The sequence below is a fragment of the Xanthomonas axonopodis genome, from assembly GCF_001304695.1.
GTDB lineage: Bacteria > Pseudomonadota > Gammaproteobacteria > Xanthomonadales > Xanthomonadaceae > Xanthomonas > Xanthomonas axonopodis.
This window is the reverse complement of record NZ_JFAQ01000024.1, coordinates 1-13836: the sequence shown is the minus strand read 5'-3', so window position 1 is coordinate 13836 and position 13836 is coordinate 1. Positions and strand designations below refer to the sequence as shown.

Genomic DNA, 13836 nt, shown 5'->3' with positions numbered 1-13836 from the left:
CCATCCGAAGAAGAGATGGCTAGTGTAGACGCTGTTGGCGCCGGCCAACGCGGCTTACTCCAGCGTGTCGACGGTGGCTGCTGCCGGGCGCTCGGGGCGGCGGTAGACGAAGGCCGGTGCCGGCGATGCCGACTCCTGTTCGGCGGCTGCGCGCACCTGCGCATGGAGGGGCGACCGTTCGCAGACCGGGTCCAGCGTGGCAGCATCGCCGCTGAGCGCCAGCGCCTGACAGCGGCAGCCGCCCCAGTCGATCTCGCGCTTGGGGCAGCCCTGGCACACTTCCGGCATCCAGGCGGTGCCGCGGAAGCGCACGAAGGCTTCGCCGTTGTTCCAGATATCGGCCAGGGAGCGCTCGTGCAGATTGTCAAAGCGCATGCCCTGGATGGTTTCGGCGGCATGGCATGGCAGCACATCGCCGCGCGGGGAAATATTGACGAAGCGCTGGCCCCAGCCGCCCATGCAAGGCTTGGGCTGGCGCGCATAGTAATCGGGCGTGACGAAATCGATCGCCAGGCGGTCGCCGAGCTGGCGACGCGCGGTTTCCACCGCGTCGATGGTGGCCATCAGTTGCGCGCGGCTGGGCATCAGCGCAGCGCGGTTGCGCAGGCCCCAGCCGTAGTACTGGGTATGCGCCACTTCGATGCGCTCGGCCTGCCATTCCAGCGCCAGCGCGATCATGCCGGGCACGCGCTCGGCGTTATGGCGGTGCAGTACCGCGTTGATCGTCAGCGGCAGGCCGCGTGCGCGGACGGCGGCGGCGAATTCGCGCTTTTTGGACAAGCTGTTGCGATACCCGGCAATGCGATCGGCACCGGCTGGGTCCACGTCCTGCACGCTCAATTGCACATGCTCCAGCCCGGCCGCCTGCAGTTGGTCCAGCATCGGCTCGCCACCAGCAACCCCGGAGGTGATCAGGTTGCTGTACAGCCCGAGCGCGCGCGCATGTGCGACCAGTTCGGGCAGGTCTTTGCGCAGCATCGGTTCGCCACCGGAGAAGTGCGCCTGCAGCACGCCCATGTCGGCAGCCTGCTGCAACAGCGAGCGCCAGCCTGCGGTATCCATCTCTTCGCGCAGCGCCGCCAGCGCGATCGGGTTGGAGCAATACGGGCACGCCAACGGGCAGCGGTGGGTCAATTCCAGCAACACCGACAGCGGTGGCGGCGCGATGCTCATACCCGCAGCAAACGTTTTTGATGCAGGGTATCGGTGAGTTCGATCACGTCGGCTTCGATTTGCGCCGCGTCCGCGTCGAATTCTGCAGCCAGCTCCTGTGCGATCTGCGCCAGCGAGCGCGTGCCGTCGTAGCGTTGCGCGACCACCAAGGCAATGTCGTCCAGCTCGACCACGCGTTCGGGCGCCAGCAAGACCCACTGGTTGCGCGCGCGGTCGTGCTGCAGGCGCACACCTGCACGCAGGGCCGGCTGGCTATCGCGGGTGATGCCGCTCATGCTGCGACCCGGCCGGCGTCGCGGTCCGGCACGAAGGCATCCGGCCATACGATGCCTGGCGATACGTAGGCCACGTGCAGTGCATCCAGTTGGGCCCACAGCACCGAGCACTTGAAATGCAACGCGGCCTTGACCAGCGCCTGTTTTTCCACCGTATCGGCATGCTGCTTGACGTAATCCAGCGCGAAATCCGAATCACGGGGTGCCTCGGTCAGGCGATGCTCGAAATAGGCCAGCGCTTCGGACGAGACGAAGTCGTAATGCTTGAGCATGCCGGCCACGCGCTGGCCGATGATGTTGGGCGCGAACAATTCGGTCAGCGACGAGGCGATTGCTTCGAGCAGGCTCTTTTCGCGTACGAACTGCAGGTACGCCTGCACCGCAAAGCGCGTACCGGGCAGCAATGCACGGCCCGATTCCACCAGTGTGCGGTCCAGGCCAAGCGCATCGGTGAGATGTAGCCAGCGCGCGATGCCGCCGTCGCTGGCGCTATTGCCGTCGTGATCGAGGATGCGTTGCCGCCAGATCCGCCGCAGCGCCGGATCTTCCATGCGCGCCAGAATCGCGGCGTCCTTCAGCGGAATGCAGCGCTGGTATTCGAAGCGATTCAACGCCCAGGCCTGCACCTGGCCTCGGTCGAGCTTGCCGTGATGCAACAGCGCATGAAACGGATGCTGGTCGTGATACAGACGCGCGCCGATGGCACGCAGGTCCGCTTCCAGTTGGTCGGGGCTGAGCGGAGCGGTCACAGGGCGATCTCCAGGCCGTCGTGCGCAACCTCCCACCCGCTGGCGCGCGCGCTGGCGAACTCGGGCGAAAGGGTGTTGAGCACGGGATTGGTGGTATTGAGATGGATGAAGATTTTGCGTGCCACGTTCAACGGCGCGAATGCGGCGATGGTGCCGTCGGGGCCGTCGATGCTCATGTGGCCCATGCGTTGGCCGGTCTTTCGGCTGATGCCCAGCTGCACCATCTCGTCATCGCGCCACAACGTGCCGTCGAAGAACACCAGTTCGGCTCCCTGCAGGCGCGCGCGCAGGGCGTCGGTCATCGCAGCGCAGCCGGGAATGTAATGCATGCGGTGGCGGCCATCGTCGATGCTGAGTCCGAGGGTTTCTTCATTGGACCCAGCCAGGTCGCCACCGCTGCGCGATTCCATGAACAAGGGCACCTTGCCGGGCACCGAAAACGGCGTGAGCTGCAGCCCGCACAGCGCCAGCGGCGCGTCCAGCGCGAATGGCTGCCGGCTCACGTGCTGCGGGTTGACGGCGTCGAAGATAGGGTTTTGCGCGAGCAGGTCCAGCACGCGGTTGCTGGCATGCAACGAAAACCGCTGGCTTTCGCGCATCGAGAGCAGCCCGGCGATGTGGTCGATCTCGCCGCTGGTCAGCAGCACTGCCTCGATCGGCGAATGTCGCAGCCCGTGCTGCGGCCACAAGGCAGGTGTTGCGAGAATTTGTTGGCGGAAATCGGGAGAGACATTGATCAGCACCCAGCGCTTGCCATCGGCACTGACCGCGATGCTGGCCTGGGTACGACGCTGGGCACCGTCTGTTTGCTGCCACGCCCGCAGGCTTGCGGGCGTGTGGCAATTCCACTGCGGATGCCCACCGCCGGCCGCCGATCCCAAGACGATGATGCGCATGGAGAACTGTGACCTAATCTGCCGGCAACTGCCGGTCATGCATCAAGAGGAAGGGCGGCAAGGTGAGCGTAAAGTGTGCAGGGTCAAAACTCGCCGGAGACGTAGCAGTTGATTTCGGCGCCACAATTGACTTCACGAACGACAGGCTTCTTCCAGGTCTTCATACGGCTACCTCGCAGTTGGGAAAAACGTCGCTGGCCGCCGGATGCAGCGCACGACATGTTCCGAGCATAGGCAGGCGATGTGGTGCAGTTGTAAAGGGCAAGTAAAAAGGTGCGTCGGTGCCGATTTCCGCTTTCTGCACCGTGTCGCTTTTCGCGCCGGGCGGTTACGAATCAAGACGTTGCCGGGTGAACCTGGCCTAAGCACGCGCCTCGTCCCGCGCCGAGAGCGCCTCGGTAAAACGCGTTGTGGAGAAGGTGACGCGCACGTTACCGTAGTCGTCAGCTCCCCGTTGTTGCCCGCCGCCGTGTCCACCGCTGTGACCAGTTCCTCATTCGATCGCCTGCAAACGTTGCTGCAGCATCCTGCCGTGGCCTCCATTGCGCCCGCACTGCGCGATGCACTGGCGCAGGCCTGGCAGGACCTGCCGCCCGCGCACACCGACAGCGTGCCGTGGCCATTGCTCGGCGACACCCTGGATGCATTGGCGCTGCTGGCCGCCGACGAAGCCACGCTGATTGCAGCGTTGCTGTTCGATTTGCCCGCCTTGCGTGGCGCGATCGCGGGCCTGCCGTGGCAACCGGCGGAGCGGCGGGTGGCGGTGGAAGGCCTGCTGGACGGCCTGGATGCAGCCGATCAGGTCTGGGCACTGCATGCTGGACGCGAGGCTGGGCGCAACAGTGAAGGCCTACGGCGGTTGCTGCTGTCCATCATCCACGATCTGCGCGTGGTGCCGATCCTGCTGGCACGGCAACTGGCGCGCATGCGCGTGGCCGACCGGCTCAACGAGGAACAGCGCCGCGCGCTGGCCCAGCTCACGCGCGACATCCACGCGCCGCTGGCGAACCGGCTGGGCATCTGGCAGGTGAAGTGGGAGCTGGAAGATCTGGCGTTCCGGCATCTGGAGCCGGAGACCTATCGCCGCATCGCCCGTGAAGTGGACGAAACCCGCGTGGCGCGCGAGCGCTACCTGGAAGCGGTCAAGCGCACTTTGTCGGCAGCGCTTGCCCAGCAGGGGCTGCGCGCAGAGGTGAGCGGGCGGCCGAAACACATCTACAGCATCTGGCGGAAGATGCAGAAAAAGCGGCTCTCGTTCGACCAGTTGTATGACATCCGCGCAGTGCGGGTCATGGTCGACGACGTAGCGGCGTGCTACGCCGCGCTGGGGGCGGTGCATTCGCTGTGGGCGCCGGTGCCGAGCGAGTTCGACGATTACATCGCCCGGCCCAAGGCCAACGACTACCGTTCGCTGCATACCGCGGTGGTCGGCCCAGAAGGGCGCACGATCGAAATCCAGATCCGTACCTTCGAAATGCACGCCCAGGCCGAACTCGGCGTGGCCGCGCACTGGAAATACAAGGAAGGCGGCAAGGGCGGCGAAAAGGCGTTCGACCGCAAGATTTTGTGGATGCGTCAGCTGCTGGAGCAGGTGCAGGAGGGCGAGCATGGCGAGCTGGCCGGCGCGCTGGATGTCGAGCTGATCGAAGACCGCGTATATGTGCTGACCCCCAAGGGCGAGGTGATCGATCTGCCGCAAGGTGCCACGCCGCTGGATTTTGCGTATCACGTGCACACCATGGTCGGGCATCGCTGTCGCGGCGCGCGCGTCAACGACCGCATCGTGCCGCTGACCTATCGGCTGCGCAGCGGCGACCGGGTGGAGATCATGACCGCCAAGGAAGCCGACCCGCGCCGCGACTGGCTGCTGGCCTCCAACGGCTTTCTGGCCAGCGGGCGTTCGCGCGACAAGGTGCGTGCCTGGTTCCACAAGCTGGACCGCGCGCGCAACGTGCAGGCGGGCAAGGACTTGCTCGATCGCGAGCTCAAGCGCCTGGGCCTGCAGCATGCGGACCTGAGCGTAGCCGCGCGCAAATTTCATGCCGAAAACGTCGACGAGCTGTATATCCAGGTCGCCCTGGGCGATACCGGTCCGAACCAGGTCAGCCGTGCGTTGCTGGAAGCCGAGCGTGCCGCGTCCCAGCCGCCAGTACCGACGCCCCCGCGGCCGACCGCGCGGCGCGATGGATTGGGGAAATCCAAATTCACCGTCGAGGGAGTGGGCAATTTGCTGGTGCAGTTGGCGCGTTGCTGCCAGCCGGTGGCCGGCGAACCGATTGCCGGCTATCTCACCCGCGGTCGCGGCATCACCGTGCACCGCACCGACTGCGCGGCATTGGCGCGCCTGGCCGTTGCCCACCCGCAGCGCGTGTTGCCGGTGGAGTGGGGCAAGGCCGGCAGCGGCTACGAAGTGGATGTGCAGGTGCGCGCGGTGGACCGCCGCTGGCTGCTCAAGGACATCACCAACCTGATCGCCCAGGAAGATGCGCACGTGCTGGAAATCAACAGCGACAACGTGCGCGATACCGGCAGGGCGCAACTGCGGCTGCGCTTGAAGGTCAGCGATTACGACCAGCTGTCCGGTCTGCTTGGTAAGCTGGACGCGTTGCCCGGGGTAAGCGAGGTGCGGCGGCTGGGGTGAGCGCTGAAGATCTTGCCAGCGCCTACGATCCGAACGCAGCATGAGGGGACGTGCGCTGTGCTCGCCTGACGATTCCCCATTCCCGATTCCCGAAGAGCCCACACCGCCTTCGCAACCTCCACCGCTACCATAAGGCGGTGAACGCGTCCCCGTCAGGTCGCGTCAAGGATGGACGCCACCGTATGTCTCCGCTCCCGCGCTGGGCCAGATCGCCCCGCCTCTGGGCGCCACTGCGCAGCCGTGCGCTCTGGCGCGTGGTACTCGCGCTGTGCGCCTGTTTGCTGCTGATGGTGGTCGTGCTGCGCAAGCCGCTGGCCGATTGGCTGTGGCCGGACACGCGCATCCAGCAATTGTTGCAGCGGGGCGATGCGGCCTTGGCGCGCGGCCAGCTCAGCGCCGCCGACGGCAGCGGGGCGCGGGAACTGTTCGCCACCGCACTTGCACTGGACAGCGACCGTGGCGAAGCCCGTGCCGGGCTGGCGCGCACCGGCGCTGCCGCAGTAGTGCGGGCACGTGTAGCGGTTGCAGCAGGCGATGCCGAAGCAGCGCAGCGTGCGCTGGCGCTGGCAGGCGCCCTGGAGGTGCCGCAGGCGCAGATCGCCCCGGTCGCGGCGCGGCTGCGCGCGCTGCAGGCGCCCCGGGTCGGGCTGGATGCCTTATTGGCGCAGGCGGCGATTGCCCAGCAGCAGGGCCGCCTGGACGGCACGCCCGATAGTGCGTTGCCGCTCTACCAGCGCATCCTGACCCTGGCGCCCGACCGCACCGACGCACTGGAAGGCCGCGAAGACGCCTTGACCGATCTGTTGGCGCAGGCACGCCATGCACTGGCGCGCGATGCGCTGGCCGAGACGTCGGCGTTGCTGGCCGCGGCCAAGCGTTACGACGCCGGGCATGTCGACATGCCGCTGACCGAGGGCCAGTACCACCGCGTGCTGGAACAGCGACGTCAACATGCGCAGGCCTTGCTGCGACGTGGTCGCCTGGCCCCGGCTGCGCGCGATTTCAACGCGGTGCTGGCCGCCGAACCCGACGATGCAATTGCCCAGCGAGGCCGCGACCAGGTGGCGGACGAATACGCCGCACAGGCCAGCCGGCAGGCGGCGGATTTCCACTTCGACGATGCGCTGCAGTCGTTGCGTCAGGCGCAGCTTCTGGTGCCCGGCGCCGCGTCGATCGTGCAGGCCGAGCAAGCGATTGCGCGCGCGCGCGATGCCCAGCGCGGCCCGGACGCGAGCCTGTCGCGGGTCACGCGCGAGCGCCGTCTGCGGGCATTGCTGCAGCGCGTTGCCGATGCCGAAGCGCAGCAACACTGGATGACCCCGCCCGGCGCCAGCGCCTACGACGCCGTGCGTGCCGCGCAGGCGCTGGCGCCGCGCGATCCGCGGGTGCTGCAGGCAGCGGCGCGCTTGGTACCGGCCAGCCAACGCTGTTTCGAGGACGAACTGCGCAACAACCGCCTGCGCGCCGCGCGTGGATGCTTGGATGCCTGGCAGGCGCTGACACCCAATGCCGATGCATTGGCCGGTGCGCGACGTCGCCTTGCACAACGCTGGGTGGCGGTCGGGAGCGAACGGCTGGGCCAGGAAGACGCAGCCTTCGCCCGTCGTGCGCAGGACGAGGCGCATCAGCTGGATCCGGGCTTGCCGGAGTTGGCTGAGTTCACGCGACGGGTCAAGGCGGTGGCCGAGCAGCGCTGAGCGGTTGCCGGCGATACGGGCAACTTCTGAGCCCGCCGAGCGTGCGCAGTCCCATGGTCTACGGCCTTTGTTGCATCAGGTGCAGGCACCGTCCCACGCTCCAAGCCACCATGTATGCATCAGATGCAACACTTGCTGCAGACGCATGTGAACCATGCGGTGCAGCCTTGCAACAAGCACGCAATGCGAGCTGCTGCGCACACTCCCTTCTCTACCGGCAGAAGGTGGCCCGAAGGCGCGGATGAGGGTAAATGCGAATCCTTCCGATACGGCGCAGTCGGATCAATCGCCAATCAAGCCATGTACTGCGGCGTTTCGCGATGCAAACGATCCAAGCAGGAGTTCCAACCACCTGCTTACTCAGCAATAAACAACGCACGCACCGTGTCACGCGCTGCATCCAGCGAAAAATGCTCGGCTACGTTGCGCAAGCCGTTGTCGGCCAGACGTTGCCACAGTGCTGCGTCCTGATATAGCCGCACGATCTCAGCGGCGAACGCGTCCGCATCGTCGGCGACGCACACATCCTCGCCGTCGCGCAGGTGCATTCCCTCCACCGCGCAGGTGGTGCCGACCACCGGCTGGCCGTGCGCCATGCTCAGATTGATCTTGCCTTTCACCCCAGCGCCAAAACGCAGTGGCGCCACCGCGATGCGCGCACCGTCCATGAACGGCACCAGATCCGGGACATGGCCATGCAGCTGCACGCCGGGGCATTCGTCGGCCAACAGTTTCAAGGCCTCAGGCTGGTCGGCACCGATGCAGTGGAATACCACCTCGGGCAGCTGCGCACGGACCTGCGGAAAGATGGCACTGATGAACCACTGCACCGCATCCACATTCGGCGGATGACGAAAGCCACCGACGAAGACCAGGTCGCGGCGTTGCGCGAAGCTGTGGCCGCTGCCGGCGACTTCATGCAGGTTGGACAGCAGGGCAGTGCGGATGTGTGGCGCATCGGCACGCAACTGTGCCTGTTCCGCGGCAGACACCAGCAAGGTGACATCGGTGGCCGCCATGATCTCGAGCTCGCGCACGCGGGTGCGTTCTGCGCTACGCAGCAGATTGGCATCGCCGGCCAGCTCGGCACCGCGGCGTTCGCGCAGGTAATGCAGGTCGACGGTGTCGAACAAGCTGCGCGCCTGAGGCGCGTATTGCCTGAGCAACGGCAGGCAGGCATGCGCCACGTGGTGGCGTACCAGCAGCACCACCGCAAACCGCGCACCATGGCTGCGCAGCCAGCTGCCGATGCCTTCGAGGAACGGCGCGTACCAGACTTCGACACCGAGTTGCTGCAATGCCTGGGTGTGGCGCCCGGCGTGTTCGCGGCGTGTGGGCACGAAGACGACGTGCGCGCCTTCTCCGCGCAGCAGTCGGATCAGGTTGAACTGCCGCAGCGAGCCTGAGTCGCGGTCCGGCTGCGGCACGCACTCGTCCAGGATCAAGACCTGTCGCTGGTGGCGGTGCAGCAGTGCAGGCCCGGGCACGGTGCCGACCGGCAACTGCGTTTTCAGCGGCCGCTGCCATTTTTCGGCGAAGACGCCTTGATTGCGCACCTGGTAGGCCTTCACACCGGTGCGCGTATCAGTGCCGTTGCTGGTGCCCTCGTCATGCACCACCCTGCTGGCCGGCTGCACCAGCACCTGATATCCGGCCGCGCGGACTGCAAACGCCAGATCGGTGTCTTCGTAATACGCCGGCATGTAGCGCCGGTCCAGCCCGCCCAGTGTCTGCAACAGCGCACGCGGCAGCGCGATTGCCGCGCCCGAGCAGTAGTCCATCGCGCGGACATATGCATAGCGCGGGTCCTCGGACGATTCAAAGCGGCCGTAGCTCCAGGCGCTGCCATCGGCGAAGACCACGCCGCCGGATTCCTGCAGGCGCCCGTCCGGGTACACCAGCTGCGCACCGACCAGGCCGGCGGCCGGATGCTGGCCAAAGGTGTCGATCAACCGGTCCAGCCAGCCGGGTTGCGGAATGGTGTCGTTGTTGAGCAGCACCACGAAATCGCCGCGCGCCAACGCAATGCCTTCGTTGCAGGCGGCGATGAAACCGCCGTTGCTCGCACGCACGTGGTAATGCAGACCGGCGATCTGCGGCAACTGTTCAGCGGTGGCGTCGCTGCTGCCGTCGTCCACGACGATGATTTCTACACTCGGCAGCGGCGGATGCGCCGCCAGCGCGCGCAGGCAGGCCAAGGTGTGCGCAATGTGGTTGTAGACCGGAATCACCACCGTCACCCGCGGGGTAGCGCTGTGCGGCAGCGCGAATGCCGCAAACGGGGCGGCCTGCGGCAGCCACAGCGGCGTGCCCAGGGCGGCCGGGGGCGCCTGCGTGTGCACGCGAATGCGCTGCCAGGTAGCGCGCCAGCCGCGCGTGCGCAGGCTGGCCACGCTGCGGTGGATCAGGCCGAGGACGCGATTGAACAGATAGCGCGCATCGGCCAAAGACATCGACATTGCGTTGGAACTCCAGCGTAGTATGGCAGTAAACGTAGCGAGCAGCGCGCGGGTCGAGGCAATCGTTGCATCTGCCAGCGCAGTGTACGAACCATGCTTGCTGCTGCCGAGAACACGTCGCGCCTAGCGAAGCGGCATCGGTCGTTTTGTTAGCCGCTCTTAACGGCCGACGGGCCCGGCAGGTCACAGCCATGACAGCGCTGCTAGACTCGCCTGACTCTACATTCTCGCATTCCTGTGCCCCGACGCCACGACAACGACGCTCCCGACGATTTCGAGGACGACACCAACGCGCAAGGCTCCCGCTGGCAACGCAGACTCATCGTCTGGGGATTTGCCGCGTTCGCGCTGGCGCTCGGTTTCCTGATTCCCTACACGATGTATCTGAACAAGCAGGTCACCCAGCGCTTCGGCGAACTGCGTTGGCAGATCCCGACCCGCGTGTATGGCCGGCCGTTGGTGCTCGTGCCGGGCAACGCGCTGGATGCGGCCACGCTGAAGACCGAGCTGGACGCGGCGTCGTACCGCGACGACGGTCAGGCGAAGCTGGCCGGCACCTACCAGCAGGACGCCAGCCGCTTCACCATCGCCAGCCGCGGCTACATCGATGTGGATGGACGCGTGCCGGCGCGCCGTATCGAAGTCAGCCTGGCCGGTGGGCGCGTGGCCAGCCTGCGCGACGCCGGCGACCGCAAAGCGTTAAAAAGCGCACGTCTGGACCCGGCGCGCATCGCCACGCTCTACGGCCAGAAGCAGGAAGAGCGCCGCCTGGTGCGCATGGAAGAAGTGCCCGAGCTGCTGGTCACCGGCCTGCAGGCGGTGGAAGACCGCGACTTCAACAGCCATCACGGCATCGACCTGAGCGGCATGGTGCGCGCGGCCTGGATCATGGCGCGCTCCGGCGGCCACGTCCGCCAGGGTGCCAGTACCCTGACCCAGCAGTTGGCCCGCAGCGGCCTGCTCGGCATCGGCAAGGAACAGACGCTCACGCGCAAGTTCAACGAGATTCTGTACGCGGTGATCATGGAGGCGCGCTACGACAAGCGCACCATCCTGGAGGCCTATCTCAACCAGGTGTATCTGGGCCAGCGCGGCGGCCAGGCAATCCACGGCGTGTCCTCGGGCGCAGAGCTGTGGTTTGGCCGCGAACTCAATTCGATGACCACCGAGCAGATCGCATTGTTGATCGGGCTGGTCAAGGGGCCGTCGTACTACGACCCGCGGCGTAACCCGGAACGCGCGCTGGACCGGCGCAATTTCGTGCTCGGCAAGCTGCACGAAAACAATCTGATCAACGACGCCGAGTACAAGCGCGCGCTGGCTGCGCCGTTGGGCGTGCCGACCGAGCCCGGCCTGGTCGCCGCCAACCGCTTCCCGGCGTATGTGGACCTGGTACGGCGCCAGCTGGCGCACGACTATCCGGAGGGCGTGCTGCAGGGCGCCGGTATGAGCGTGCTCACCGGCATGTCGCCGTCTGCGCAGGCCTATGCCGAAGGCGCGGTGACCGGCACCATCAAGCGATTGGAGAACAAGACGCGCCCGCCGCTGCAGGCTGGGCTGGTGCTGACCGACGTGCACAACGGCGATGTGCTGGCCGTGGTCGGCAGCCGCGATGTGGCCAAGCCAGGCTTCAATCGTGCGGTGGAAGCGCAGCGGCAGGTGGGCTCTTTGCTCAAGCCGTTCGTCTACATGCTGGCCTTGGCCTCGCCGGACCGCTGGGCGCTGTCCAGCTGGGTCGACGACTCGCCGGTGACCGTGCAGCTTGGCCGCGGCAAGACCTGGTCGCCCGGCAATTCCGACAACCGCAGCCACGGCACGGTGCGTCTGGTCGATGCGCTGGCGCATTCCTACAACCAGGCCACGGTGCGTGTGGGCATGCAGGTCGGCGCGGACCGCATCGCGCAGCTGATCCAGGTGTTGGCCGGTATCAAGGCCGAGCCCAATCCGGCGCTGATCCTGGGCACCACCGACCAGAGCCCATATGGCATGGCGCAGCTGTATCAGTTCCTGGCCGCCGGCGGCGAGATCCAGCCACTGCATGCGGTGCGTGGCGTGCTCGATCCGCAGGGCAAGCTGCTCAAGCGCTATGACAAGACCCCGGCGCCGGCGCAGGAAGGCGATTCGGTGGCCGCCAACCTCATCAGCATTGGCCTGCAGCAGGTGGTCAGCGGTGGCACCGCGCGCCAGTTGCTGGGCGATGGCCTGGGGCGCCTGTCGTCGGCCGGCAAGACCGGTACCTCCAACGACGGTCGCGACAGCTGGTATGCCGGCTACACCGGCGACCACCTGGCGGTGATCTGGATGGGCAACGATCAAAACGCCGAAACCGGCCTGTATGGCGCCACCGGTGCGATGCGGGTGTGGTCGAGCATCTTTGCCCGCCTGCCGAGTGCGCCATTGAAGGTCAGCGGCAAGGGCCTGGATTGGCAGTGGGTGGACGCCAGCGGCACCGGCGTGACCGACCCGGGCTGCCCGGGCGCGCGCCAGTTCCCGTTCGTGGTCGGCTTCACGCCGGCATACGCACCGTGCGCGGGCAATGCACCGTCGATCGAAGGCGTGCCTGCCGAGTCGTCCGCACCGGCCCAGCCATCCAGTGGCGGTGGCTGGCGTCGCTTTTTCGGTCTGGAAAAGAAGCCGCAAGCGCCTGCGCCCGTGCCGGCGTCACCTCCACCCGCGCATTGACCTGGAGCGATCCCATGAACCGACTGCACCGTTTGCTTGTCCTGGCCGGCGTGCTTGCCGCACTCAGCGCCTGCGTCAGTGCGCCGTCCGCCCCGCCCGCGCCGCCGCCGGCCGATCCGACCACGCCTGCACAGCGGCTGGCATCGATCGAACGCGAGGCTGGCGTGGAAGACACCGAGTTGTCGATTCAGCCATTGCGCGACCCGCAGGTGGATGATCTGCGCGACACCGCCAAGGCCAAGCGCCAGGCCGGTGATCTGGCTGCCGCCGCCGCCGCCCTGGATCAGGCCTTGGGCCTGGTCTCCGGCGATCCGGCCATTCTGCAGGAGCGCGCCGAAGTGGCCGTGCTGCAGGCCGACTGGCCAGCCGCCGAGCGCTTCGCCAAGCAGGCGATCGAGCTGGGCTCCAAGACCGGCCCGCTGTGCCGTCGCCATTGGGCCACCATCGAGCAGTCGCGGCTGGCGCGTGGCGAAAAGGAAAACGCCGCCTCGGCCAAATCGCAGATCGTCGGCTGCACGGTGCCGGGCGTAAAGCGGTACTGAGGCAAGCGACCGGGGAGAGCTGGCTAACTGCGGTGCGCAGGGAGGCTCGGTAGGGTGTAAGCGCTGTTAGGCCTCATAGGAGCAATCGGGTGGCCGTGCCGAAATACGTAGCGTCGTTGGAGCTGCTCTCGCGAGGTATTGAACTCTACCTCCGTGGCGACTTGTATTACTCGGCGCTGCATCTTGCGGGTGCCGCCGAGGAAGTGTTGGCCGTGTACGTGCGGGAGCTCCCCGTTGATGAAGCTCACGGAAGTGGCTCAGCCTCAGATCAGCTCAAGCAAGCGTTCCTGGCACTGTCAGAGTCCGGCACTCCCCACTGTGAAGAGTCGCTCGGGAAATGGTTCCATGACCAAACGTACGCCGCAAAGAATTCGGTCAAACACCGGCGCGGCCGCAGCGACCGCTTAATAGACTTCGATCCCAAGTTGGAGGCAGCGGAGCTGCTAGAGCTGGCCGTATCCACATACTTCCAGCTCTTTTCACGTACGCAGGTGCCTTACCTGCCCTGCATCGAGGCCTTTGATCAAAAGCGGCGTGCCGAGCGGGCCGCAGATGAGGCCTAACAATTCATTCAAGCCGAAGCCGCTTTGCGGCGCGGCTTATCTCAAGCGTTAGGCCGCAAGGGGAATCACATGGAAGGCCCCACCAACAAACTCCTGGTCGTCGGCGGCGCATTGAGTTGTTTTGCAGCTCTGACGCATCTGGCGTGCGTGGTGGGGGGG

11 protein-coding genes are annotated in these 13836 nt (G+C 66.4%); 5 read left to right on the top strand and 6 right to left on the bottom strand.

Annotation, left to right across the window (positions count from 1 at the left end; genetic code table 11):
* Window positions 1-54: 54 nt before the first annotated feature.
* The 5 genes from pqqE to pqqA all read right to left on the bottom strand — a co-directional run bounded on the left by pqqE (window position 55) and on the right by pqqA (window position 3257).
* Window positions 55-1173: a pyrroloquinoline quinone biosynthesis protein PqqE gene (gene pqqE / locus XAXN_RS02175; protein WP_054318326.1), complete on the bottom strand. Its 1119-nt coding sequence runs from the start codon at window positions 1171-1173 to the stop codon at window positions 55-57.
* The gene (gene pqqD, locus XAXN_RS02170; protein ID WP_054318325.1) at window positions 1170-1448 is read right to left on the bottom strand and encodes a pyrroloquinoline quinone biosynthesis peptide chaperone PqqD; all 279 of its coding nucleotides are present in this window, start codon (window positions 1446-1448) and stop codon (window positions 1170-1172) included. Before pqqD ends, pqqE begins: the two co-directional genes overlap by 4 nt.
* Window positions 1445-2197: a pyrroloquinoline-quinone synthase PqqC gene (pqqC, locus tag XAXN_RS02165; RefSeq protein ID WP_054318324.1), complete on the bottom strand. Its 753-nt coding sequence runs from the start codon at window positions 2195-2197 to the stop codon at window positions 1445-1447. Before pqqC ends, pqqD begins: the two co-directional genes overlap by 4 nt.
* On the bottom strand, window positions 2194-3093 hold the full coding sequence (gene pqqB / locus XAXN_RS02160) for a pyrroloquinoline quinone biosynthesis protein PqqB (RefSeq protein ID WP_054318323.1): 900 nt from the start codon (window positions 3091-3093) through the stop codon (window positions 2194-2196). The genes pqqC and pqqB overlap by 4 nt, the downstream gene beginning before the upstream one ends.
* An 83-nt stretch (window positions 3094-3176) precedes the next feature.
* Complete coding sequence (gene pqqA / locus XAXN_RS20310) at window positions 3177-3257, bottom strand: pyrroloquinoline quinone precursor peptide PqqA (protein ID WP_002812057.1); 81 nt, start codon at window positions 3255-3257, stop codon at window positions 3177-3179.
* Between the two features lie 290 nt (window positions 3258-3547).
* Here pqqA and XAXN_RS02155 point away from each other — a divergent pair, with 290 nt between their 5' ends.
* Window positions 3548-5734: a RelA/SpoT family protein gene (locus XAXN_RS02155; protein ID WP_054318322.1), complete on the top strand. Its 2187-nt coding sequence runs from the start codon at window positions 3548-3550 to the stop codon at window positions 5732-5734.
* Between the two features lie 254 nt (window positions 5735-5988).
* Window positions 5989-7431, top strand: coding sequence for a hypothetical protein (locus XAXN_RS22345; RefSeq protein WP_054318321.1), 1443 nt, complete (start codon window positions 5989-5991; stop codon window positions 7429-7431).
* 356 nt (window positions 7432-7787) lie between these two features.
* Here XAXN_RS22345 and XAXN_RS02145 read toward each other — a convergent pair whose 3' ends face one another.
* On the bottom strand, window positions 7788-9890 hold the full coding sequence (locus XAXN_RS02145; RefSeq protein WP_054318320.1) for a glycosyltransferase: 2103 nt from the start codon (window positions 9888-9890) through the stop codon (window positions 7788-7790).
* Between the two features lie 237 nt (window positions 9891-10127).
* Here XAXN_RS02145 and mrcB point away from each other — a divergent pair, with 237 nt between their 5' ends.
* The 3 genes from mrcB to XAXN_RS02130 all read left to right on the top strand — a co-directional run bounded on the left by mrcB (window position 10128) and on the right by XAXN_RS02130 (window position 13677).
* Window positions 10128-12572, top strand: coding sequence for a penicillin-binding protein 1B (gene mrcB / locus XAXN_RS02140; RefSeq protein WP_054318319.1), 2445 nt, complete (start codon window positions 10128-10130; stop codon window positions 12570-12572).
* A gap of 14 nt (window positions 12573-12586) precedes the next feature.
* Window positions 12587-13114, top strand: coding sequence for a hypothetical protein (locus tag XAXN_RS02135; RefSeq protein WP_054318333.1), 528 nt, complete (start codon window positions 12587-12589; stop codon window positions 13112-13114).
* An 89-nt stretch (window positions 13115-13203) separates the two neighbouring features.
* Window positions 13204-13677 (top strand): hypothetical protein, encoded by a 474-nt coding sequence (locus XAXN_RS02130; protein WP_054318318.1) that lies wholly within the window; start codon window positions 13204-13206, stop codon window positions 13675-13677.
* The last annotated feature ends 159 nt before the right edge of the window (window positions 13678-13836 follow it).

Excerpts from the sequence above, each read along its gene's own strand:
- pqqE (WP_054318326.1), bottom strand. The coding sequence starts at position 1,173 with ATGAGCATCGCGCCGCCACCGCTGTCGGTGTTGCTGGAATTGACCCAC.
- pqqD (WP_054318325.1), bottom strand. The coding sequence starts at position 1,448 with ATGAGCGGCATCACCCGCGATAGCCAGCCGGCCCTGCGTGCAGGTGTG.
- pqqB (WP_054318323.1), bottom strand. The coding sequence starts at position 3,093 with ATGCGCATCATCGTCTTGGGATCGGCGGCCGGCGGTGGGCATCCGCAG.
- pqqA (WP_002812057.1), bottom strand. The coding sequence starts at position 3,257 with ATGAAGACCTGGAAGAAGCCTGTCGTTCGTGAAGTCAATTGTGGCGCC.
- XAXN_RS02145 (WP_054318320.1), bottom strand. The coding sequence starts at position 9,890 with ATGTCGATGTCTTTGGCCGATGCGCGCTATCTGTTCAATCGCGTCCTC.
- XAXN_RS02135 (WP_054318333.1), top strand. The coding sequence starts at position 12,587 with ATGAACCGACTGCACCGTTTGCTTGTCCTGGCCGGCGTGCTTGCCGCA.